The sequence below is a fragment of the Streptococcus sp. HMSC067H01 genome (assembly GCF_001814775.1).
In the GTDB taxonomy this organism is placed as follows: domain Bacteria; phylum Bacillota; class Bacilli; order Lactobacillales; family Streptococcaceae; genus Streptococcus.
The window spans coordinates 43324-64257 of sequence record NZ_KV817799.1 but is presented as its reverse complement, the minus strand read 5'-3'; the positions used below and the strand labels follow the sequence as shown (position 1 = coordinate 64257).

The 20934-nt window shown below is 41.6% G+C and carries 27 protein-coding genes, 1 tRNA gene and 1 pseudogene; 16 read left to right on the top strand and 13 right to left on the bottom strand.

The window, feature by feature from the left end:
* Positions 1–4: 4 nt before the first annotated feature.
* The 4 genes from HMPREF2987_RS06230 to nrdR are packed head-to-tail and all read right to left on the bottom strand — an operon-like array spanning position 5 to position 3252.
* A complete protein-coding gene (locus HMPREF2987_RS06230) occupies positions 5–718 on the bottom strand; it encodes an NADPH-dependent oxidoreductase (RefSeq protein ID WP_075229780.1) in 714 nt (237 codons plus the stop codon).
* Entirely contained in the window at positions 715–1611 is an 897-nt protein-coding gene (gene dnaI, locus HMPREF2987_RS06225) for a primosomal protein DnaI (protein ID WP_075229779.1), read from the bottom strand. The genes HMPREF2987_RS06230 and dnaI overlap by 4 nt, the downstream gene beginning before the upstream one ends.
* Positions 1612–2778, bottom strand: coding sequence for a DnaD domain protein (locus HMPREF2987_RS06220; protein ID WP_075229778.1), 1167 nt, complete (start codon positions 2776–2778; stop codon positions 1612–1614). It abuts the gene before it with no gap.
* Positions 2779–3252: a transcriptional regulator NrdR gene (nrdR, locus tag HMPREF2987_RS06215; RefSeq protein WP_001203674.1), complete on the bottom strand. Its 474-nt coding sequence runs from the start codon at positions 3250–3252 to the stop codon at positions 2779–2781. It lies immediately after the preceding gene.
* Positions 3253–3391: 139 nt separating this feature from the next.
* Between nrdR and HMPREF2987_RS06210 the strand changes: the two genes are divergently transcribed.
* From HMPREF2987_RS06210 to HMPREF2987_RS06195, 4 genes are all read left to right on the top strand, one after another.
* Positions 3392–3757 carry a GntR family transcriptional regulator gene (locus tag HMPREF2987_RS06210; RefSeq protein WP_000119157.1) on the top strand — a complete coding sequence of 122 codons (366 nt, stop codon included), beginning with the start codon at positions 3392–3394 and terminating at the stop codon, positions 3755–3757.
* 3 nt (positions 3758–3760) lie between these two features.
* Entirely contained in the window at positions 3761–4456 is a 696-nt protein-coding gene (locus tag HMPREF2987_RS06205; RefSeq protein ID WP_075229777.1) for an ABC transporter ATP-binding protein, read from the top strand.
* Positions 4457–4471: 15 nt separating this feature from the next.
* Positions 4472–5203, top strand: a complete 732-nt coding sequence (locus tag HMPREF2987_RS06200; RefSeq protein ID WP_075229776.1) for a hypothetical protein — start codon at positions 4472–4474, stop codon at positions 5201–5203.
* Between the two features lie 254 nt (positions 5204–5457).
* Positions 5458–6999, top strand: coding sequence for a streptosactin export ABC transporter GggC (locus HMPREF2987_RS06195; RefSeq protein WP_075229775.1), 1542 nt, complete (start codon positions 5458–5460; stop codon positions 6997–6999).
* A 66-nt stretch (positions 7000–7065) separates the two neighbouring features.
* Here the strand turns inward: HMPREF2987_RS06195 and HMPREF2987_RS06190 are convergent, their stop codons facing one another.
* Positions 7066–7761: an LrgB family protein gene (locus tag HMPREF2987_RS06190; protein WP_075229774.1), complete on the bottom strand. Its 696-nt coding sequence runs from the start codon at positions 7759–7761 to the stop codon at positions 7066–7068.
* Positions 7758–8132: a CidA/LrgA family protein gene (locus HMPREF2987_RS06185; RefSeq protein ID WP_004250774.1), complete on the bottom strand. Its 375-nt coding sequence runs from the start codon at positions 8130–8132 to the stop codon at positions 7758–7760. The genes HMPREF2987_RS06190 and HMPREF2987_RS06185 overlap by 4 nt, the downstream gene beginning before the upstream one ends.
* 180 nt (positions 8133–8312) lie before the next feature.
* Between HMPREF2987_RS06185 and HMPREF2987_RS06180 the strand changes: the two genes are divergently transcribed.
* The 7 genes from HMPREF2987_RS06180 (at position 8313) to queF (ending at position 11859) form a co-directional block, all read left to right on the top strand.
* Positions 8313–8693 carry a MarR family winged helix-turn-helix transcriptional regulator gene (locus HMPREF2987_RS06180; RefSeq protein ID WP_075229773.1) on the top strand — a complete coding sequence of 127 codons (381 nt, stop codon included), beginning with the start codon at positions 8313–8315 and terminating at the stop codon, positions 8691–8693.
* 96 nt (positions 8694–8789) lie between these two features.
* Positions 8790–9011 carry a DUF4649 family protein gene (locus HMPREF2987_RS06175; protein ID WP_075229772.1) on the top strand — a complete coding sequence of 74 codons (222 nt, stop codon included), beginning with the start codon at positions 8790–8792 and terminating at the stop codon, positions 9009–9011.
* Positions 9012–9025: 14 nt separating this feature from the next.
* Positions 9026–9340 (top strand): thioredoxin, encoded by a 315-nt coding sequence (gene trxA / locus HMPREF2987_RS06170; protein ID WP_001029584.1) that lies wholly within the window; start codon positions 9026–9028, stop codon positions 9338–9340.
* A 203-nt stretch (positions 9341–9543) separates the two neighbouring features.
* Positions 9544–10197, top strand: coding sequence for a 7-cyano-7-deazaguanine synthase QueC (gene queC, locus HMPREF2987_RS06165; protein WP_075229771.1), 654 nt, complete (start codon positions 9544–9546; stop codon positions 10195–10197).
* A complete protein-coding gene (gene queD / locus HMPREF2987_RS06160; RefSeq protein ID WP_060955238.1) occupies positions 10197–10640 on the top strand; it encodes a 6-carboxytetrahydropterin synthase QueD in 444 nt (147 codons plus the stop codon). The genes queC and queD overlap by 1 nt, the downstream gene beginning before the upstream one ends.
* A complete protein-coding gene (gene queE / locus HMPREF2987_RS11025; RefSeq protein WP_075229770.1) occupies positions 10633–11349 on the top strand; it encodes a 7-carboxy-7-deazaguanine synthase QueE in 717 nt (238 codons plus the stop codon). The genes queD and queE overlap by 8 nt, the downstream gene beginning before the upstream one ends.
* Before the next feature lie 18 nt (positions 11350–11367).
* Positions 11368–11859: a preQ(1) synthase gene (queF, locus tag HMPREF2987_RS11020; protein ID WP_000082589.1), complete on the top strand. Its 492-nt coding sequence runs from the start codon at positions 11368–11370 to the stop codon at positions 11857–11859.
* Between the two features lie 210 nt (positions 11860–12069).
* Here the strand turns inward: queF and HMPREF2987_RS06145 are convergent, their stop codons facing one another.
* Positions 12070–12738, bottom strand: a complete 669-nt coding sequence (locus HMPREF2987_RS06145) for an MIP/aquaporin family protein (RefSeq protein ID WP_004250764.1) — start codon at positions 12736–12738, stop codon at positions 12070–12072.
* 270 nt (positions 12739–13008) lie between these two features.
* Between HMPREF2987_RS06145 and HMPREF2987_RS06140 the strand changes: the two genes are divergently transcribed.
* Complete coding sequence (locus HMPREF2987_RS06140) at positions 13009–13773, top strand: (S)-acetoin forming diacetyl reductase (RefSeq protein WP_075229769.1); 765 nt, start codon at positions 13009–13011, stop codon at positions 13771–13773.
* 313 nt (positions 13774–14086) lie between these two features.
* Here HMPREF2987_RS06140 and HMPREF2987_RS06135 read toward each other — a convergent pair whose 3' ends face one another.
* The 5 genes from HMPREF2987_RS06135 to HMPREF2987_RS06115 are packed head-to-tail and all read right to left on the bottom strand — an operon-like array spanning position 14087 to position 17067.
* Positions 14087–14830 (bottom strand): 16S rRNA (uracil(1498)-N(3))-methyltransferase, encoded by a 744-nt coding sequence (locus HMPREF2987_RS06135; RefSeq protein ID WP_075229768.1) that lies wholly within the window; start codon positions 14828–14830, stop codon positions 14087–14089.
* A gap of 1 nt (position 14831) precedes the next feature.
* Positions 14832–15782, bottom strand: a complete 951-nt coding sequence (gene prmA, locus HMPREF2987_RS06130) for a 50S ribosomal protein L11 methyltransferase (protein WP_075229767.1) — start codon at positions 15780–15782, stop codon at positions 14832–14834.
* Positions 15761–16162 (bottom strand): hypothetical protein, encoded by a 402-nt coding sequence (locus HMPREF2987_RS06125; protein ID WP_036758379.1) that lies wholly within the window; start codon positions 16160–16162, stop codon positions 15761–15763. The genes prmA and HMPREF2987_RS06125 overlap by 22 nt, the downstream gene beginning before the upstream one ends.
* Entirely contained in the window at positions 16159–16587 is a 429-nt protein-coding gene (locus HMPREF2987_RS06120; RefSeq protein WP_075229766.1) for an NUDIX hydrolase, read from the bottom strand. Before HMPREF2987_RS06120 ends, HMPREF2987_RS06125 begins: the two co-directional genes overlap by 4 nt.
* Positions 16588–16596: 9 nt before the next feature.
* On the bottom strand, positions 16597–17067 hold the full coding sequence (locus HMPREF2987_RS06115) for a DUF3013 family protein (RefSeq protein WP_075229765.1): 471 nt from the start codon (positions 17065–17067) through the stop codon (positions 16597–16599).
* A gap of 115 nt (positions 17068–17182) precedes the next feature.
* On the opposite strand from HMPREF2987_RS06115, the gene HMPREF2987_RS06110 reads away from it, so the two are divergent.
* The 4 genes from HMPREF2987_RS06110 (at position 17183) to HMPREF2987_RS06095 (ending at position 20036) form a co-directional block, all read left to right on the top strand.
* Positions 17183–18454: a replication-associated recombination protein A gene (locus HMPREF2987_RS06110; protein WP_075229764.1), complete on the top strand. Its 1272-nt coding sequence runs from the start codon at positions 17183–17185 to the stop codon at positions 18452–18454.
* 262 nt (positions 18455–18716) lie between these two features.
* Positions 18717–18789 (top strand) — tRNA-Lys (locus HMPREF2987_RS06105).
* 95 nt (positions 18790–18884) lie between these two features.
* Positions 18885–19298, top strand: coding sequence for a helix-turn-helix domain-containing protein (locus HMPREF2987_RS06100; protein WP_232672988.1), 414 nt, complete (start codon positions 18885–18887; stop codon positions 19296–19298).
* A 222-nt stretch (positions 19299–19520) separates the two neighbouring features.
* Positions 19521–20036: an HdeD family acid-resistance protein gene (locus HMPREF2987_RS06095; RefSeq protein ID WP_006150850.1), complete on the top strand. Its 516-nt coding sequence runs from the start codon at positions 19521–19523 to the stop codon at positions 20034–20036.
* Between the two features lie 701 nt (positions 20037–20737).
* On the opposite strand, the pseudogene HMPREF2987_RS06090 reads toward HMPREF2987_RS06095, so the two are convergent.
* A pseudogene (locus tag HMPREF2987_RS06090) lies at positions 20738–20934 on the bottom strand (DUF1049 domain-containing protein); the annotation flags it as partial.

Sequence of the window (20934 nt, the reverse complement as noted above, 5' to 3'; positions counted from 1 at the left end):
CTTTCTACAATAACTTCTTCTGCTCAAGATTTTCTCGAGTCGAGCTTGGTTCTGGATTGCCGAATTGCTCCGCTAAACGTTGACTCCAAGTTGTAGTCGCACGCGCACCTGCATATTCAGTCTGTACACGGTCATAGGCTTCAATTGCCTCAGTTGACTGTTCTTGGTATTCTTCCTCAAAGACAACATGCTCTAGTGGCAGTCTTGGTTTCACATCATGCTTTTGATTTGGCACACCGATTGCAATCCCAAAGACTGGATAGGTATAGTCAGGAAGCTTGAACAATTCTGCTAACTCAACAGACTTGTAACGCACCAAACCGATAATCACTCCACCATAGCCTAGGCTTTCTGCCGCAAGCAAGGCATTTTGTCCAGCCAAAGCCGCATCTACCGAAGTGATAAGGAGTCCTTCCACCCCTTGAGGTTGGAAAATATCCGTATGGAGACGAGCCCCTTTTTCTGCACGGTTTAGATCACCAACAAAAAGTAAAAATGCTGCAGACTGGCGAATAGCTTCCTGAGGTACTAGCTCAAATAAGGCTTCCTTCTTTTCTTGACTTCTGACAAGAATGACCGAGTAGGATTGAAAATTTTTCCAAGAAGAAGCCATTTGAGCAGCTGTCAAGATCTCATTTAAGTCTGCTTGGGAGATCTCTTGCTCTTTAAATCTGCGCACTGAAGTGTGAGCCTTCATTACTTTGATTGTTTCTGTCATCGGCGGTTTTCTCCTTCAAGTCTTGTTTCCTCTGCTAAATAACGAATGCGTTCCATGACGCGTCTAGCTTCCCAGGTTTCGTCATTTCCATTTTTCCCTTTAGCGAAATGCTTCTCCAAATCTTCAAAGTTGAAGTTGGAGGTGAAAAAGGTCGGTAAATCTTCCTGCATACGATATTGGAGAATAACCTGCAGGATCTCGTCACGCACCCAAGCTGTTGATTGCTCGGCACCAATATCATCCAAAATCAAGACTTCAGCAAGCTTAATCTCATCCACCAAAGTCTTGACATTGCCATCACCAATGGCATTTTTGACATCGATGACAAAGCTCGGATAGTGGAGGAGCGTTGATGAAACACCACGTTTTTCTGACAAATCATGAGCTAGGGCAGCCACCATGAAACTTTTACCCACACCAAAGTCTCCATATAAGTAGAGACCTTTTCGAATAGCTGGATATTGCTCCACAAAGGCTAGGAGCTTTTCAAAAACTGGCAGGCGCCCCAAATCATCCAAGTCTACTTGAGCTAAGCTAGCTTTTTTAAGACTAGCTGGAAGGTTGATTAGTTTGAGACGGTTTTTAATCGCCGCTTCTTTTTCTGCTGCGATTAGCTCTGGAGTCTCTTCATAAGAGACATCTGCATAGCCATGGTTCATGACTAGGATAGGCTTGTAGCCACGCGCGATATAGTCTGTATCTCCTCGGAGGAACTTATCTCTCTCAGTGATGTATTGGTTAAACTTGGAAATACTACGGTTTAACTCCTCCTGACTGAGAGATTCTTTCTGGATAAAGGCTGCAACATCAGGGTCCTTCACAATTTGCTGGACTAAATCCTGATACTGAAATTGGCTTGGTTGACGCTTGAGTACGTCTCCGACACTTTCCATCTAGTCTCCTCCTTTTTCTAATCGAGCTAACATTTCTTTTTTCTTACGTTCTAGTTCTAAACGAGTTTCTTCGCTCGTTTCATTCTTATATTCAGGATTGCTCCATTTAGGCACATTGGTTTTTGCTGGGGCAGTCTGATTCTGCTTTTGCGTTTTTGCTTTTTGGCCACGTTCACGAATACGGAGAACTGCCTCCTCGGCACTACGGATATTTTGATAGGCGTAGTCATTAGCCACCTTCATGGCGTATTTTTCATTGATATTGGCCGAATCAACCTTATTAAAGGTCAGGAGCAAGATAACATTGATTACTTCATCCAGCAAGCCCAAGGCCGCCATCTGCTGGAGCAGGTCCCGTTCAGTCTGGGTAATACTTCCCTTGCGGGTCTGCTTAATCTCAGCAAGGAACTGCAAGGCTGTCTTTTTCTTAGCCTCTCGGATAATGGTTGCCTCCTTGGGACTAAAGTCAGAAGTCACAGGCTTTTGCGCTATCTTTTCACGGATGCGTTTGACAGAAATCACTTGCGACACTGCTGTCGCTTTGGCTACTTGATAAGTCTCAAACCAGGTCCACTTCTGCTCATCTGCTATTGCAAATAAGGCCAAAACATCCGAAGTCTCATCTTGAAAACGAAGACCATCACGGGCCATGAGCTGACGAAAATGCTCCAAATCAAAATCATCTGCCGTAGGCTGGCTGCTAGAGGTTTCTTGACTCGCAGACTCGGATAACTGAGGGAAGATTTGACTCAAGGCCACCGAGATAGGTTCCCCTTCAACACTTGCCTGCCTCATGGCTGCAACCGTACTATCCCCAATCATTTTTTCTAACAAGGTCCGATAAACTGTATGTTGTAAAAATTCTTGAGTTGATAAGGGAGAATGGAGTAACAAATTATAGGTCTCCCCCTGCTGATAGAGGGTCACCAATTTCATGGCTGTCAGAGTTTTAAAAGCCTTTAAAAGACTATCCATCCCAAAATTCAGATGGTTGAGCATGGCTGCAAAGAGGTGCTCCTTTTGGCCACCATCCCAAAAAGTCACAGCATAAAGATAGAGGCTCAGCGCCTCCTGACCGATAATCGGGAGGTAGCACTGCACCATTGATGAGGTATCTTGCGACACCCGATTATTCTTTACAAAAGAAAAACGGTCATTTGGCTTCATTTATTTTTCCTTTTTCTTTTTAGAGGATTGTGTGATCTGCTGGAGTAGGCTTTCAAGCTCACTCACATCCTTAAAGCTACGGTAAACACTGGCAAAACGTACATAAGTAATCTCATCGAGCTCTGCCAACTCTTCCATAACCAAGGAGCCAATAACCTCACTCTGAATTTCATTTTCATTGCGACTACGGAGTTTTTGTTCGATGCGATTGACCACCATGCCAATTTCATCACTTGACACTGGACGTTTCTGGGCTGAGCGAATAATCCCGTTAAAGATCTTATCTCTTGAAAATTGTTCCCGTGTACCATCTTTTTTGACCACAACCAGCGTTCTCTCTTCTACACGTTCATAGGTTGTAAACCGATGCTGACACTCTTCACACTCACGTCTTCTTCTGATTGTATTTCCTTCTTCAGCCTGGCGACTATCGATCACACTTGATTTTGTAGCGCCACATTTTGGACAACGCATGCCTTCCCCTCCTTGTCGTTTTCTTTTCATTATACCATTTTTTGAACAATTCCCAAAATAATTCTCCTTTGGGCTTGACAAGTTTTTTGTTTTGTTGTATTATTGAATTAACACAAAGGTGATTAGAAAGGAGATCGTGATGTCTTGGACATTTGATAACAATAAACCCATTTATTTGCAGATTATGGAGAAAATCAAATTGCAGATTATTTCCCATAAACTCGAGCCCAATCAACAGCTTCCAACCGTTAGAGAATTAGCTAGCGAGGCAGGGGTCAATCCCAACACTATCCAGCGTGCTCTATCGGACTTGGAGAGAGAAGGTTTCGTTTATACCAAGCGGACGTCAGGACGCTTTGTCACAGAGGATTTGGACTTGATCCTCCAATCCCGTAAGCAACTGTCAGAAGAACAGCTGCAACAGTTTGTAACAGGCATGGTAGAATTTGGTTATGAAAAAGAAGAACTACCGACTGTTTTAAGAGATTATATTGAAGGAGTTTAAACTATGACTTTGTTAGCATTAGAAAATGTGTCAAAATCCTATGGAGCAAGCCCTGCTCTTACAAATGTTTCCCTTGAAATTCCAGCTGGAAAAATCGTTGGCCTCCTTGGCCCAAACGGTTCTGGAAAGACAACCTTGATTAAACTAATCAACGGCTTGCTACAGCCAGAGGAAGGGCGTATCCTTATCAACGGCATGGAACCAAGCCCAGCAACTAAAGCAATTGTTTCTTATCTCCCTGATACGACCTATCTCAACGAGCAGATGAAGGTCAAGGAAGCTCTCACTTATTTCAAGACCTTCTACCAAGATTTTAATCTGGAACGTGCTCAAGGTCTTCTTCGTGACCTTGATATCGATGAAAATAGCCGTTTCAAGAAACTCTCAAAAGGGAACAAAGAAAAGGTTCAGCTGATTCTTGTCATGAGTCGCGATGCTCGTCTATACGTGCTTGATGAACCAATCGGGGGTGTAGACCCAGCAGCTCGTGACTATATCTTGAACACCATCATCAACAACTACTCTCCAACTTCTACTGTCTTGATTTCAACTCACTTGATTTCAGACATTGAACCAATCTTGGATGAGATTATCTTCCTCAAGGATGGAAAAGTCGTCCGTCAAGGAAATGTGGATGATATTCGCTATGAGTCTGGAGAGTCTATCGACCAACTCTTCCGTCACGAATTCAAAGCCTAGTTAAAGGAGATTATTATGTTTTGGAATTTAGTTCGTTATGAATTTAAAAATGTTAACAAATGGTATTTAGCCCTCTATGGTGCTGTGTTGGCACTTTCTGCTCTTATAGGAATTCAAGCAAGTTCCCTCAAATCCATCGATACTCCCGATCAAGAAATGATTATGTTAGTCTTTCTGGGCTTGGTTTTTGGTGGACTGATTATTACCTTGAGTATTTCAACCTTGATTTTGATCATCCGTCGCTTCAAGGGTAGTGTCTATGACCGACAAGGATATCTCACTTTGACCTTGCCAGTTTCCGAACACCAGATTATCTTAGCCAAACTCTTGGGGGCCTTCATTTGGTCTCTGATCAGTTCAGCAGTCTTGCTCCTGAGCATTTATATCATTGTTGTGATAATTGAGCCTAATTTCATTGATTTTCTTGATTTTAAAGACTTGTTCCAACATTACCTAGACAGTATCGGCTTATATCTAATTTCATTCATCCTTGGCACAATTTCAGGAATCCTCTGCATCTACTTGGCGATTTCCATCGGACAACTTTTCAATGAATACCGCACAGCACTCGCGGTTTTAGCCTATATTGTTATCCAGATCGTGCTTGGTTTTGTCGGTCTCAACCTTCGCATAGATACTAATTTCAATATGATGCTTACATTTGAAATCTTTACGGATTTAATCCTAATTGCTGGATTCTACCTCGGTACTTACTATATCTTGAAGAATAAGGTTAATCTTCAATAATCAGTCAGAGACTGGGAAAAAACTTAATTTTAGTAGAAAATAAAAAAGATCTTTCTACTACAAAACGCATATTATCAAGGTTTTTCAAGACCTGATAATATGCGTTTTCTGATTTTAAAGACTTTTAGCGCAGATTCGTTCTTCGTCTAAATAGTTGCATTTTCTAAACCTAAAACTTTATTTCATGTGAAATATTTTACAAAAAAGAGTATAATACCTTTATAAAGTTGCTTTTACTAGGAGGTTCCCACTTTATGCTTAGAAGATTTGTAACAAAGAAACACCTCATTCTCTATTTTTTATCAATTATCATCACCTGGCTTGAAGCGATTATCACACCTGCCCTCGTTCAGAATATAGTGGCTAGTTTTACGAATCAGGACTTCGAATTACTCTGGAAAGTTCTAATCTTGGGAATTTTAGGCAATCTCATCCTGCTTATCGGATTGGCTGGCAAAAGATACTACTACGCCCGTCTCATAACCGATTTCAAATTTGGCCTTAAAAGTGCCATCTTTCATCAGTTTTTAAACAGTTATGCCATTGCTGAGCAAGACCTTCTGTCTGATTTGGAAAATGACGTCAAGCAACTAGAGACAAGCTATATTGAGCCTACTGTGATTATTATTTCTTCCATTGGATTTACAAGCATTTCGGTCTCTTATGCCTTGTGGACCAACCTCTATCTGGGACTCGTTTTTATCCTTTTTTACTCTCTCCCAGTCCTTTGTAGCTCCATCGGGGCCAAACGTTTAGATAATCTCTCCGAGGATCGTTCAAAAATCAATCAAAGCTATCTAGCAACTTTGACAAGCTTCATCAGTGGGAGTCAACAAATCCGCCATTATCACGGGCAAACTTTCTTTTTCAATCGTTTTTCTGGTCAGCTACAACATAGTCTCGATGCAGAAATAAACTATGAAAAACAGCGCACCATCAATAGTCTCCTCATCAATAGTATTGACGCCTTTTGTTCCGTCGCTCCCATTGTCATCGGTGGTTTTATGACCTACTATGGCCACCTCAGCGCAGCCAGTTTTGTAGCTATTTATCTCGTATCTCACAATATCGGCTATCAATTTCAAGAACTAGCTTATTTTAACAACACTCGTAAATCCACCACCTATCTCTGTAAGAAATATCAAAAGCTTCTTAGCCGGGCAAAGCATAACTTTACCAAGCTTATTCCAGACATCTATCCTATTCAAGTGGAGAATCTCTCTTTGGAGATAGAACAGCAAGTGATTTTAGCACCTCTCTCACTTAGTATCAAGCAAGGAGAAAAAATTGCCATCATCGGCGAGAGTGGCACTGGCAAAACCACTCTCCTGAATATTATCCATGGAGATCAAACCCCTACGAGTGGACACATCAGCTTTGCTGGACAAATTCTTAGTCGGGAAGAAATCACCAGCATTAGTTCTTACATCCTCCAATCCAGTCATTATTTTGATGATTTATCACTAACTGACAATATCGCCCTGGGCTCCGTCATAGACCAGACTAGATTGGATAAGATCCTGAGACAGACTGGTTTAGAGGATTTGAAGCATAGAAAGCTTAGCAACGAAAGTCTATCTGGTGGTGAGAAACAACGCCTAGAAATAGCTCGCGCCCTCTACCACGATAGGCAACTCATCTTAGCCGATGAGATTAAGGCCAATCTTGACTTGGAAAATAGTCGAAAAATCAGCGATCTCCTCTTTTCTATGCCACAGACTGTTATTGAAGTTATTCACCATTATACAGAAGAAGATCTAAAACGCTACGACCAGGTCATAAGATTGACTAAATAAAACGAAAAACATAAAGTGCTTTCGCATCCATAGAAAAAAACCAAGGAAATCAAAAATCCTTGGTTTTTAACTCAAAATCAAATTAGCTACAATAGGACTTACAAATACATAGAGAATACCTGTAACACCGATGGCTAGACCTCCCATGGCACCTGCTACTGGTCCATAGCGGAAGGCCGTTCCTGTTCCAACGGCGTGACCTGTTCCACCCAGGGACAAACCAACCGCTACTGGATCGTCTATTTTTAGCCATTTTAGAAGTGTTGGTCCGATTACACTGGTCAAAATCCCCGTCGCTACTACAACTACTAGGGTCACGGTAGTCAAGCCTTGCAACTTTTCTGTAATCCCTACTGCCATGGCGGTCGTTACTGACTTAGGAAAGAGGGAGATGGCTAGGAAAAAGTCCATGCCAAAGATTTTTGCGACTAGGGCTGTAAAAGAGGTATTGACGATGACTGCTAAGAAGCTCCCCAGCAAAATACTTCTAACATGATGCTTCATCAAGTGGAAGCTTTTATAGAGGGGAATTCCTAGAGCCACTGTTGAAGGAACAATCAAGTTATTAAGATAAACCCCACCTTGGTAGTAATCTTGGTAGGAAATGCCAGTCACTTTCAAAAAGATAATAATAAAAATAGCTGATAGCAGTAGGGGAGTCGTTAAGGGATGAGGATAGCGTCTGAAAATCATCATTCCCCCAAGATAGGCTAAGATTGATAAAGCTATCCCAAAAAGTGGATTGGATACAAATTCGCTCATTTGGCACCTCTTTCTTCGTAATCTCCTTCATAACGCTTTTTGATAAACTGAACTACAAGCGCAATCAAGATAATATTGATAACTGCTGCAAAAAAGACAATCAAGACAATGGGCAATAAATAAGGAGCAATCACATCAAATTTCTCCATAATCCCAACTGCAGGAGGCAAAAATAGAATAGTCATATTAGCTAGGAGAAAATTCCCAACCATGTTGACATGCCGTACCCGCAACCACTTGAACTGCAAGGCTAAAAATAAAATAATCAAACCGATAATGCTTCCAGGAATAGGCAAATGGAAAAAGCTAGAGATTCCCTCACCAATCAGTGAAATGACAAAGAGAATCATTAACTGAACATATAATTTCATCGTTTACTCCACAAATAGACTTTCTGCATACCAGTTTACTCTTTTTTCAGAAAATTTCAAGGAAATACACAAGAAACATCCTTCTTGCTATCTATTCCAAAAAGTTGTATACTAATTGCGTGCGCAAGCATCTCAGATAGGCAGATCTGTTTATAACTACCATATAGAAAGGAGATTGATATGACTTACTTAGAAAAATGGTTTGACTTCAACCGCCGACAAGTAGAGCTAGAAGCTCTTTTAGAGCAAACGATTGCTGAGAAGAGTGACCAAAGCCTAACGCTCAAAGAATTCTATCTCTTGCACTTTTTAAATCAGGCTCAAGAAAAATCTTTGAGACAGATTGACCTGCCTGACAAACTCCATCTGAGTCCAAGTGCTGTATCACGAATGGTGGCACGCCTAGAAGCCAAAAATTGTGCTTTACTTAGTCGAAGATGTTGTGACCAGGATAAGCGAGCTAGTTTTATCTGCCTCACTAAGGAGGGTCAGACAACTCTTGCCTATCTACAAAAAGCTGTAGAAGAAAGCCTTGAAACAAAAGCAAGTTGGCTTTCCTAAAATTTTTACAAAAAAACTTGCGTGCGCAATCAATTTTCTTGACATTCCTTTTTCCAAGGAGTAAAATGAAAACATGATTTAACAAAGGAGAATCCTATGATTGAAATCACTTATCTTGATGCCAGCAAGCAAGAGAGAACCATGAGCTTCGAGTCATACGAAGAATTTGAACGTTCTCAACATGCCTGCCTGATTGGTGTCGCAGACTACTACCCAGTTCAAAAGTTAACCTATAAGGGACATACTTTGGACTACCATGGGACTTATGGAGATGTCTTCTTCTATCTCATGAAACAAGATTTAAGCCAATATAATTAAAAAGGAGAAATACTATGGCAAAAGCAATTACAGATGCAACATTCGAACAAGAAACTAAAGACGGTTTGGTCTTGGTAGACTTCTGGGCAACTTGGTGTGGTCCATGTCGTATGCAAGGTCCAATCTTGGATAAATTGTCTGAAGAACTTTCAGAAGATGTCTTGAAAATCGTTAAAATGGATGTTGACGAAAATCCAAACACAGCTCGTTCATTCGGCATCATGTCTATCCCTACTCTTCTCTTCAAGAAAGATGGACAAGTTGTTAAACAAGTGGCAGGTGTCCACACAGCTGAACAAATCAAAGCCATCGTTGCTGAATTAAGCTAATCAAAAAAGAGACCAAATGCATTCATTTGGTCTCTTTTTTCTTGTCCTTTGCCATTTTTCAAAAAATATGCTAGACTGTAACTAGAATATCACGATGTTTGGGACATGCCATCGCTAAAAAAAAACCTCTACTTGGTATTTTTTAGCTCCCTATAGGGAGCTTTTTGCGTGCTCTGAACATTTCCCATTTTGGAAGGAGTACTATGAAACGTCAATCAGCCTTGGTCGTCTTTAGTGGCGGTCAAGATTCAACAACCTGCCTTTTCTGGGCCAAGCAACACTATGAAAAGGTAGAAGCCGTTACCTTTGCCTATGGCCAACGCCACCATCTCGAAATTCAAGTCGCCAAAGAAATCGCTGAGGAACAAGGAATTCGTCATCATATCCTAGATATGTCTCTGCTAGGACAAATCACTGAAAATGCCTTGACTTCTGATCTAGAAATTGAGCAAAAAGAAGGAGAGGTTCCTAATACCTTCGTTGACGGTCGCAATCATCTCTTTCTGTCCTTTGCGGCAGTTCTTGCCAAGCAGCGGGGAATCACAGATATCGTAACTGGTGTCTGCGAAACAGACTTCTCAGGTTATCCTGACTGTCGAGATGTCTTTGTCAAATCACTCAATGTGACCCTCAACCTTGCTATGGATTACGACTTTGTGATCCAAACACCTCTCATGTGGCTAGACAAGGCTGAAACTTGGGGATTAGCTGACCAACTCGGTGCCTTTGACTACGTTCGTGAGAAGACCTTGACCTGCTACAACGGGATTATCGGTACTGGTTGCGGAGATTGTCCTGCCTGCCATCTACGCCAACATGGTTTAGAGGTTTATCTCTCTCAGAAAGGAGAGGCCTGATGTTTTTTGCCCCCAAAGAAATCAAACAAGAAACTGGGGAATCTCTTGTCTACAATCCTCACAGAACCTTAGTCTCAAAAGAATTTACCTTTGATGCTGCCCACCACCTCTTTCACTATGAAGGAAAATGCAAATCCCTACACGGTCACACCTATCATCTGCAAATCGCTGTCAGTGGATTTTTAGATGAACGTGGCATGACCTACGATTTCGGAGATATCAAAGCTATCTACAAGGACTACTTAGAGCCCCACCTAGATCATCGCTATCTCAATGAGACTCTGCCTTATATGAATACGACTGCTGAAAATATGGTTTACTGGATTTTCCAAACCATGAGCCAAGAGTTGCCAGACGAGCGCGGTCTCCGTTTGGAATATGTTCGCCTCTATGAAACTCCGACTGCCTTTGCAGAGTTTAGACGGGAGTGGTTAGATGACTAAGGAACGTGTCCTCAAACTACCAGTTCTGGAAATTTTCGGCCCAACCTTTCAAGGCGAAGGTCGTGCTATTGGTCAGAAAACCATGTTTGTCCGCACTGCTGGTTGCGACTACCACTGCGACTGGTGCGATTCCGCCTTTACTTGGGATGGTTCTGAAAAACCAACTCGCATGACAGCTGATGAAGTAATCGCTGAGTTAGATAAACTAGGAAGCTACGACTATGTAACTCTATCTGGGGGAAATCCTGCTATCCTAGCAGCCAACATGGCCGAGTTAGTCACTAAGCTTAAGCAACGTGGGGTCACTCTGGCTGTTGAGACCCAGGGATCCCGTTGGCAAAATTGGTTAAAAGACATCGACCAGGTGACTCTGAGTCCCAAGCCTCCTTCATCCAAGATGGAAGTCAACTTTGAGACCTTGGACTTTATCGTTTCCCAACTAGACTCAGACAAAGTAACCTTTAAAATCCCTGTCTTTGATGATGCAGATCTAGCCTTTGCCAAAGGGATTCAAGAACGCTACCAACCAGATGTCCTCTTCTTATCGGCGGGAAATCCTGAGCCCAAGGCTACAGGCAATATTGTCCAAGACCAACTGGACCGCCTCAAAGAACTCTGGGAACGTGTCGCTGCCGACGATAGCTGGGGCAATGTCCGCGTCCTTCCTCAACTCCATACCCTCCTCTACGATAACCAACGTGGTGTTTAAGTTTAGAAAGAAAAAATCATGTCACAACAAGAAGAAATGAAAAACCTCAGCCTCCTCGGCAACAAAGAAACCAACTACATTTTCGAATACCAACCCGAAGTCCTCGAATCCTTTGACAATCGTCATGTGGAAAATGACTATTTCATCAAGTTCAACTGCCCTGAATTTACCTCACTTTGTCCCATCACTGCTCAGCCAGACTTTGCGACGATTTATATTTCCTACATTCCTGACAAGCTCTGTGTTGAGTCAAAATCCCTTAAACTCTACCTCTTTAGCTACCGAAACCATGGAGATTTTCATGAAAACTGTATCAACACTATCGGGAAAGACTTGGTCAACTTGCTAGACCCTCGCTACTTAGAGGTTTGGGGGAAATTTACACCTCGCGGTGGCATTTCAATTGACCCTTACTACAACTACGGTAGACCTGGAACCAAGTATGAAGGCTTGGCAGAACAACGTCTCTTCCAACACGACCTCTATCCAGAGAAAATTGACAACCGCTAATACTCTTCGAAAATCTCTTCAAACCGCGTCAACATCGCCTTGCCGTAGATATAGGTAACTGACTTCGTCAGTCTTATCCACAACCTCAAAGTAGTGCTTTGAGCAATCTGCGGCTAGCTTCCTAGTTTGCTCTTTAATTTTCATTGAGTATAAAAAGATACGAAAAAGCCCTGTTCCTCAAGATGAGGAGCAAGGCTTTTTAAATTTCAATTATTCTTCAGTTCCAAGGAAGTTTTTAGCAACTAGAGCTGCAAGAACGCCACCAACGATTGGTGCAAGGATGAAAATCCAAACTTGTTGAAGAGCTGCGCCACCTACCAATACAGCAGGAGCCAAGCTACGAGCTGGGTTTACTGAAAGTCCAGTGATGTTCAAGCCAGCTAGAATCAAAGCTGTCAATGACAAACCGATCACCAAACCAGCGATTGCGCCATTCCCTTTGCTTGCTGAAGTTACAGTCATGATCACCAAAACAAACAAGAATGTTGCGATTGTTTCAAACAAGAAACCACCAAAGACGGTTACACCGTTTGCCAAGGCATTTTCACCAAGACTTGCAGTTGACATACCTGAATTTGCCAAGAGAAAGAATACAGATCCAGATGCAAGGAAAGCACCGACTACTTGTCCGAGGATGTAGTTTACAAGCTCTGAAGATGACAAACGTTTGTTAACAAACATAGCGATAGAAACAGCTGGGTTCAAGTGAGCACCTGAAACAGTTCCGATTGAGAAGGCTGCGACTACGATTGCCAAACCAAAAGCAAGAGCAATCCCAAGGTGTCCAAGTCCTTCAACACCATTTCCAAAAACAACAGCTCCTGTTCCGATGAACACAAGCATAAAAGTACCGATTAATTCAGCAACAAATTTTTTCATATTAAGTCTCCTTTTTTCAAACTATGTATTAGTCTATCAGAAGGAGGAAAGGGTTTCAAGAAATGTGCTTAGAAAATATCGTGCGCTTTCCCCTTTTACACGATAGTTTTATTTTTCTAAAAACCAGTCTTTGTTTGACACAAATTTCACAAAGTTGTATACTAAAACGTGATAGGACTTCTTTTAGAAACTTATCACAACTCACTTATAACCCTTTGCTGTTCTTTTATGAACGTTTGAATGGTATCACGGATACCGAGGAGGAATCATATGTCTAAAGTAGCTATCGTTACAGGTGCAGGTCAAGGGATCGGTTTTGCAATCGCAAAACGCTTGGTTCAAGATGGTTTTAAGGTTGGGGTATTAGACTATAATGCTGAAACAGCTGAAAAAGCAGTTGCTGAATTGTCAGCAGAGAATGCTTTAGCTGTTGTAGCAGATGTGTCTAAACAAGCAGAGGTTGCTGCAGCTTTCCAAAAAGTTGTAGACCATTTCGGAGACTTGAACGTTGTGGTAAACAACGCTGGTGTCGCTCCTACTACACCTCTGGATACAATTACAGAGGAACAATTCGCCCGCACATTTGCTATTAACGTCGGTGGTGTGATTTGGGGAGCACAAGCTGCTCAGGCTCAATTCAAAGCACTTGGTCACGGTGGTAAAATCATCAACGCTACTTCTCAAGCAGGTGTTGTTGGAAATCCAAACTTGACTGTTTATGGTGGTACAAAATTCGCTGTTCGTGGTATTACTCAAACATTGGCGCGTGATTTAGCTGACTCAGGCATCACTGTTAATGCGTATGCTCCAGGTATCGTTAAAACACCAATGATGTATGATATCGCTCACGAAGTTGGGAAAAATGCAGGAAAAGACGACGAATGGGGTATGCAAACATTCGCAAAAGATATTACATTGAAACGCCTATCTGAGCCAGAAGATGTCGCTGCAGCTGTTAGCTTCCTTGCTGGACCAGATTCAAACTACATTACAGGTCAAACCATTATCGTCGATGGTGGTATGCAATTCCATTAAGATAAAAAAAAAAGAGGTTGGAAAATAATCCAACCTCTTTTATCATCTCTATGATTCCAATTTCCAGAGTCATTTTGTGTTAGTTAAACTAATCTTTCATCAAGACTAGGAATACTCTCTGCTCTAAATAGTGTGATTTGCCCTGTTTTAATAGAGCACAAGATTAGGAACAGTTTGGATATCCATTTTTTCTGCGAAATCATCAAAAAATTAAAAATTCCCATTGCCATTATGGATTCGCTTATTTACTCTTTCGCGCGCCATTTCAAGAGCATAAAAAATCACCTTTTCTAGGTGATTTTTTCATAGTCTCTTATTTTTCCAATTCTAGCAAAACACTAATAGCTGATAGGGCATAAAGCGGTGCTGTTTCTGCTCGCAAAATTCGAGGACCAAGTCCTGCCAGAACAGCTCCTTTGGCTTCAAAATCTTCTATTTCCGCAGGTGAAAGACCGCCTTCTGGACCAAAGATAAAGAGCAACTGAGTTTCTTTTTCAAGACCACTTACAGTTTGTACAAGAGCAGCGCTTTCTCCTTCTTTAGCCGACTCTTCGTAGGCTACCACGATGCGGTCAAACTGGTCCAGCTGAGCTAGAAAGTCTGCTTTTTTCTCAAAAAGGGTAATACTTGGGACAAGATTTCGCTTGCTTTGCTCGGCTGCTCCAAGGGCGATTTTTTCTAGTTTTTCAACCTTTTTACCCAATTTCTTGCCATCCCACTTGGCAACTGACCAATCGGCAGGAAAGGCCCAGATTTGACTAGCACCTAACTCAGTCACCTTTTGAGTGATAAACTCCAGCTTGTCCCCCTTGGGAAAGCCTGAAGCGATGGTCACTTGGACTGGCAGTTCTACATTGTCAGCTAGTTCTTCAACCAATTCAAACTGACGAGCCTCGACATCTAGCACGCGCGCCAAACGCTTGATCCCATCATCAAAGACTAGAGTCACTTGGTCATCCTCTTTCAAGCGCATAACTTGAAACATGTGCTTGCTGGTTTCCTTGTCCTCGATAGTGACAGGGGAACTAGCCAAACCTTTTACAAAATACTGTTGCATGCTAGCCTCCAATCACACCAGAGATATCCTTCGTTTTTTTGAAAACACAGGCATTCCATTCCCCTTGGATCATGTGTGTTTCTAGAAAGAATCCAGCTGCTTCTGCCGACTCACGGACCATGTCCCACTTGTCCTTGATAATCCCACTCATGATGAGGTAGCCTTCGTCCTTAACCAAACGATAAGCATCCTCTGTCAGATGAATGAGGATATCCGCCAAGATATTAGCTACAATCACATCTGCTTCAATCTCAACACCCTTAAGCAAGTCTCCTGCTGCTACATGGATGTTTTCCATGCCTGGATTGAGTTCAATATTTTCCTGAGCGACCCGAACTGCTACATCATCTAGGTCATAGGCAAAGATTTCCTTAGCACCAAGTAGAGAGCTAGCAATGGAAAGAACCCCTGAACCTGCCCCCACATCGATCACCGTTTCACCACCACGAAGGACCTGCTCCAAGGCAAAAAGACTCATCTTAGTGGTTGGATGCGTACCTGTCCCAAAGGCCATACCTGGATCTAGCTTGATAATCTTTTCGCCCGCCGTCGCTTCATAGTCCGTCCATGATGGCACGATGGTCAAGTCATGGGTAATGCGAGCTGGTTCATAGTATTTCTTCCAGTTGTCCGCCCAGTCTTCCTCAGCCAAGGCAGTCGTTCCCATCTTGACCTCTCCCAAATCCATAAAATCGGTCAATTCTGCTAAGCGAGCCTGCAAATCCGCTTCAACCGCTACCACATCAACCGTTTCGGGATAGTAAGCTGTCACCACGATTTCTTCTTGTTGCTCCACCTCAGGGAAAATCTCACCGAAGCGATCGACATTGCCCACATAGTCCTTGCTGTCTTCAATAGCAACCCCTTGGGCGCCTAACTCGATCAAGAGATTGGAAACTAATTCCTCTCCCTCACGCTTAACCGTTACTTTTAACTCTTGCCATGTTTCCATTTTGTATTTTCCTTATTCTTCTTAAATTCTTCAATCACATCTGTATAGTGTTCTTTCATTGCGCTATGAATCTGCTGTTTAAAAATACCAAACATAAGATAATAAACAAATAGAACAATTCCTGCAAGCAGTAGCAGTAATAAAAAATGTACTGAAAGGGGCAGTACGAGACCTTCACCACTCAGTAAGGGTAAAACAAGCATTAATCCCCAAATAACAGCCATAGAGATCCCAGCTACTTTCGTACCACTTTCTCTCTGCTTCTTTAACTTTAAATATTCCATGTAAATGAATGTAGCTTCTTCCCTAGAGTATTGTCCAGTTTTTAGTTTGCGTTTAACTTCCTTGTTTAACGTGGTTGTTGCAATCGCAAAAATCATTTCACTTCCTCCAAATAATCCCTCAATCTACCCTGCAACTGCGGAACTACTTGACTGGATGTCAAAAATTCCTCAATGTTCATCAATTTATAGCCCTGCCCTTCATCTCCAAAGGTGATACTGTCAAACTGTTCTTGACTTAGTTGCCCGACCATAAATACTGACTGTCTGCCTTCATAGAGCATGCTGGGATAGACCTTACTCCAGAGCAGGCAATCTTCGGTCAAGTGAATGCCTAGTTCCTCATAGACTTCACGCGCCGCGCATTCAAATGGGCTTTCGTCCCCTTCACAGCCACCACCTGGCAACTCCCACATATTGGGCCAAGGAATGCTGGACTTGTCATCACGCAGAATAGTTAGGACACTATCTCCACAAAGTAAGGCAATCTTGCAGCCTGTGAAATCAGAAATCTCTAGCTCCATGCTAGACTCCTAATATCTCGGATAAGGATAAAATTCTCCTTCTTCCAAGCCAACTTTTCCTTCTTCAAAGACTTCTTGGTTCCATTCCATGACGAATTCTTCTGCTTCTGGGTCTTCCAAAAAGTCCATGAGGGCATCTAGTCCAACCTCTGCAGTATCTTTGAGGAATAGTGCAAAATAAGCTAAAAATTCACGAGAAAAACCTTTCTTCGGCAGATAAGGGATGACTGTGAGATACTCTTCTGCATTAACTGTTGACTTGGCAGGGTTATAAAAAAGCACCGCTTCTTCAAAGAGGATATCGTCTGATGACACCTCTCCATCCTCATCTAGCATCTCCACTCCTGCAGGATTTTGCGCCTCTAGCAGAAAACTCACTTCAACTGCATGATTGCGTTTGTCCCAGCTAATCTCATAGTCAAAAGGAAAGTTCTTGTCCAACTCTTCTTGTAAAACATCTAAAAATCCGTATGTTGCCATGTTGTCCTCTTTCTATACGACTCTTAAATCACCCCGAATACTCGGAAATATGCTAAAATAGATACTACCATATTACCACATTCGTATCAGAAAATCCATGTTAGAAAGGACTGCTATGCCAGACAATCTCGCGCTTCGTATGCGCCCCAAAACCATCGACCAGGTCATCGGTCAAGAGCATCTGGTAGGCCCAGGAAAAATCATCCGCCGCATGGTAGAGGCTAACCGCCTGTCTTCCATGATTCTCTATGGGCCTCCGGGTATCGGAAAAACCAGTATCGCTTCGGCCATCGCTGGAACGACCAAATATGCCTTTCGAACCTTCAATGCAACTGTTGATAGTAAAAAACGTCTCCAAGAAATTGCTGAAGAAGCTAAATTCTCAGGTGGCCTTGTACTGCTACTGGACGAGATTCATCGTCTTGACAAGACTAAACAAGACTTCCTCTTGCCTCTCTTGGAAAGTGGACTGGTCATTATGATTGGAGCGACGACTGAAAATCCTTTCTTTTCTGTCACGCCAGCCATTCGTAGCCGTGTTCAGATTTTTGAGTTGGAACCCTTGTCTAACCAAGATGTCAAAGAGGCCATTCAAATCGCCCTGACTGACCCTGAACGAGGCTTTGATTTCCCTGTTGAGTTAGATGATGATGCCCTTGATTTTATCGCAACATCTACCAACGGAGACCTCCGTTCTGCCTTTAACTCACTGGACTTGGCAGTTCTCTCCACTCCAGAAAATAATGACGGTATCCGTCATATCACGCTGAATATCATGGAAAATAGTCTCCAGAGAAGCTATATCACTATGGACAAGGATGGAGATGGACACTATGATGTTCTATCTGCCCTTCAAAAGTCCATCCGTGGCTCGGATGTGGATGCCAGTCTTCACTATGCTGCTCGCTTGATAGAGGCCGGTGACCTTCCTAGCCTAGCTCGTCGTTTGACTGTGATTGCTTATGAAGATATTGGCTTAGCCAATCCCGAAGCTCAGATTCATACCGTAACTGCTTTGGATGCTGCCCAAAGGATCGGTTTCCCAGAAGCCCGCATCCTCATCGCCAATGTCGTCATTGATCTGGCACTTTCACCTAAGTCTAACTCAGCCTATGTGGCTATAGATAAGGCCTTGGCTGACCTTAAAACATCGGGGCATCTGCCGATTCCACGTCACTTGCGAGATGGACATTATAGCGGCAGCAAGGAACTAGGGAACGCCCAAAATTATCTCTATCCACATAATTATCCTGGTCACTGGGTCAATCAAGAGTACTTGCCAGAAAAAATCCGTGACCATCACTACTTTTCTCCAGAAGATAGTGGAAAATACGAACGCGCCCTGGCTCAACGCAAGGAAACCATTGATAAATTACGAAACTTGTGAAATCCTTTTCAAAATTTTTAATTTTCCCTTGATTTTTTTTGAAAAAGTGGTATCATATAATCATAGAAACGCTGTGGTGTACGACTTTACATTTAAGTGTTGACCGACTATTTTGTGTATTATTAGGGAAACAAAAGTCTTCTAACAGCATGTAGGCCGTCTCACACGGAAACAGCTTCAGTTAGAGCGAGTTGCCCACCTGCTTAATTGCGCGGGTTCAATACAAACCGTGAAGTTTCGGCACCAATACAGCTTTTTATTTGCCTCCTTAGCTCAGTTGGTAGAGCAGTAGACTCTTAATCTATGGGTCGCAGGTTCGAGCCCTGCAGGGGGCATCTAAATCAACAGGAAAAAGCCTTGATTTATAAGGCTTTTTTGCTTGTCTATAACTGATTTGCCCCATCATTTGCCCCACATTTTTTTATGAGCAATCTTTCCAGACATCTCTGATTACGAAAAACAAAAAAGCTATCCTACCTTTGCAAATTTGGATAAGATAGCGGAATATTTTAATGCAACTCCAACCCAACTCTTTGGAACGAGTAAAGAGATTGAGTTAGAAAAGAGTGTTCTTGAATCTAATGAATACTCTGATAAAGTAAGTGAGATTTTAAAAGCTGTCAAATATATCGAAGATTTTCTAGAAACTGATGGACAGTACTTAGAGGATTTACTTTACTTAACAAGAGGCAACCAACTATACACAGAAGATGGAGATGAGTTGTATATTGATCCAACTTCTCAGAAAAGAACACTTCATAACCAATATGAACCTGGTTTTATTGAAGCAAGGGATAAATCTCCACTAGAGCTCTTAATTGAAAATAAGGAGCTATTAGATTAAATAAAAAAAGCGAGGATATCCTCGCTTCAGATTGAAGTTAAAATCTTTAGAAGACACTTTTATAAGGACTTTGTCTTAAATCTGTGAAAAGGAGTGAAAACTCCTTTTCTTTTTGTAAGTCAGACTGAAACTTCCAAATTGTTTATTTATTTTATTGACATTTTCTATAAAAATAAGTATAATAGTTTAATTAGAAAACTATACTATATAGGGGGTATTGAAATGAAATTTTCTAATCGTTTACTGCTATTCCTTGCAGGAGTTGTTTTTGTCCTTTTAGGACTTTTCCTATTTACAAACCCAGTAGCTAATCTTGTTGCTTACAGCTGGTGGATTTCATTTGGTTTACTGGTTTCTTCTATAGCAGCTATTTTAGGCTATTTCTCTGCACCAAAAGAGCTTCGCTCACCTGTTTATCTTTTCCAAGGATTTGTTAGTCTTCTCTTAGCTCTTTACCTCGTTGCTTATGGCTTTGTGACCCTGCCGGTCGTCATTCCGACCATTGTAGGAATTTGGTTAATTGTAGAAGCCATTATTGCTTTCTTTAAAGGCAATCGTCTAAGATTGATTTTCCCTATTATTGGTAGCAATATCACGTGGGTAGCCTTGCTTGAATTTTTACTAGGTCTAGTGATTCTGTTCAATCCAGTGGCTACAGGTGTCTTTGTCGTTTATGTCATTGCCTTTTCAGTTTTAGTTACTGGCTTCACCTACATTATTGAGGCCTTTCGTAAATAGTCTAGTTGCTATTTCTATCGCATTCAAAAAAGCTGGGAAATCATATTCTCAGCTTTTTTGTCTCTTTAATTATCACTTTTTCGCATTCCATTCTGCGTAGAAATTTGTTTTTCCATTTTATTCTCCAATTTGATCTCGCACTGACATTTATTTATAACAAAACTATATATCTAGAATAGCATAATCATTAGGTATTATAGGTTTTCAAACAAAATACGAGTCATTCGTTTTTGCCCCACTTTTGCCCCATTTTTAAATCCTGACATTGAAAACACCTAAAAGTATTTCCCTAAAATCAGCTATATTTCAACATTTTTGTTTATTTTCAATATGAAAAGTTCTTACAAATTCATGTCGTTATCCTGAGAATAGTTAGAATAAATTAAAATAAGGTCTTTATCTAACACGAAAGCCACATATGTTTATTTTTCATTAACTTGTGTAATGAAAAATAACTGAAAATCTTTTGCATCTTTCTGAGTCGGAAAGTCAATTATAATATTGTCCAACGCAGTACCAAACCACCTATTTGCCGACCTTTTTCTATTGCTTTTACAGATAGGAGTATTCTTCCCTTAGCCAGCCAACGGTTTATCGACTTCATCCTTGCTAATAAACACCTGCTCTGTTAAGACGGGACACTCTTATCCCAAAAAAGTTCCAAAGTCTCACCTGACTCTGGAACTTTTTGATTTCTACACTTATTGTTTGGCTTCCTGTTTTAATTGTTGCACCTGTTCCTCGTACTGGACAAGCTCCTTGTCTTTTATATTGATAGTCGCTTCTGCTTCAGCAATGCGGCTTCTCAGATCTTGAGTCTTGCTATGGTGATAGCTAATACCAATAACACTACCAGCAATGATTCCGATTACTAGACAAGTAAAAATCACCAAAATCA